This is a genomic window from Streptomyces megasporus, assembly GCF_000718985.1.
GTDB classification, from domain to species: Bacteria; Actinomycetota; Actinomycetes; order Streptomycetales; family Streptomycetaceae; genus Streptomyces; species Streptomyces megasporus.
Map to the genome: position 1 here is coordinate 1 of NZ_JODL01000066.1, position 1249 is coordinate 1249.

Sequence of the window (1249 nt, forward strand, 5' to 3'; positions counted from 1 at the left end):
GGTGGTCATCGGTCAGAAGTACCCTTCGCGCTTGCGGTCCTCCATGGCGGCCTCCGAGAGCTTGTCGTCGGCCCTGGTCGCACCGCGCTCGGTCAGCCGGGAAGCGGCGATCTCGGCGATCACCTGCTCGATGGTGGTGGCGTCGGAGTCGACCGCGCCGGTACAGGACATGTCGCCCACCGTGCGGTAGCGCACCATCCGCCGCTCCACCACCTCGCCCTCCCTCGGACCGCCCCACGCACCCGGCGCCAGCCACATGCCGTTCCGGCGGAACACCGCACGACGGTGGGCGTAGTAGATGGCGGGCAGCTCGATCTTCTCCCGGGCGATGTACTGCCACACGTCCAACTCGGTCCAGTTGGACAGCGGGAAGACCCGGACGTGCTCGCCGGGCGCGTGCCGGCCGTTGTAGAGCTGCCACAACTCCGGACGCTGCCGGCGCGGATCCCAGCCACCGAACTCGTCCCGCAGGGAGAACACCCGTTCCTTGGCGCGGGCCTTCTCCTCGTCCCGCCGGCCGCCGCCGAAGACGGCGTCGAACCGGCCGGTGGCGATCGCGTGCAGCAGCGGCACCGTCTGCAGCGGGTTGCGGGTGCCGTCGGGGCGCTCGCGCAGCTCGCCGCGGTCGATGAACTCCTGCACGCTCGCCACGTGCAGCCGCAGTCGGTGCTCGGCCACCACGCGGTCCCGGTAGGCGAGCACCTCGGGGAAGTTGTGGCCGGTGTCCACGTGCAGCAGGGCGAAGGGCACCGGGGCCGGGGCGAACGCCTTCAGCGCCAGGTGCAGCATCACGATGGAGTCCTTGCCGCCGGAGAACAGGATCACCGGCTTCTCGAACTCGCCCGCCACCTCGCGGAGGATGTGGACCGCCTCGGACTCCAGCACGTCCAGATGGGTCAGTGCGTACGGGTCGGCGGTGTCGGTGCCTTCGGCCAGGTCGGCGACGACCGTCATGCTGTGCCCCTTTCGCCTGCGTGTGCGGTGGTGTGTGCGTCGGGTGTGCGCGCGTTCGCGCGGTTTCGGTTCACGCCAGGCCCCGTGCGGAGAGCAGGGCGTGGAGCCGGTCGGCGGACTGCCGGACGGTCTCGGTGTGGGCCTCGATGCGCAGGTCCGGGTCGGTCGGGGCCTCGTACGGGTCGTCCACCCCGGTCAGGCCGGAGATCTCCCCCGCGGCCTGCTTGGCGTACAGGCCCTTGACGTCCCGTTCGGAGCAGACCTCGACCGGCGTGGCCACGTGCACCTCCAGGAA

General features: G+C 71.0%; 2 protein-coding genes. Both read right to left on the minus strand.

Annotated features, from left to right (window positions below):
* Positions 1 to 12 precede the first annotated feature (12 nt).
* The gene (cysD, locus tag IF47_RS0126630) at positions 13 to 954 is read right to left on the minus strand and encodes a sulfate adenylyltransferase subunit CysD (protein ID WP_031511570.1); all 942 of its coding nucleotides are present in this window, start codon (positions 952 to 954) and stop codon (positions 13 to 15) included.
* Between the two features lie 70 nt (positions 955 to 1024).
* Positions 1025 to 1249: adenylyl-sulfate kinase (locus tag IF47_RS0126635; protein ID WP_031511571.1), on the minus strand; the 225-nt coding region annotated here is incomplete at its 5' end.

What these genes read in the sequence shown, in the direction of transcription:
- cysD (WP_031511570.1), bottom strand. Translation starts at nt 954, where the DNA reads ATGACGGTCGTCGCCGACCTGGCCGAAGGCACCGACACCGCCGACCCG.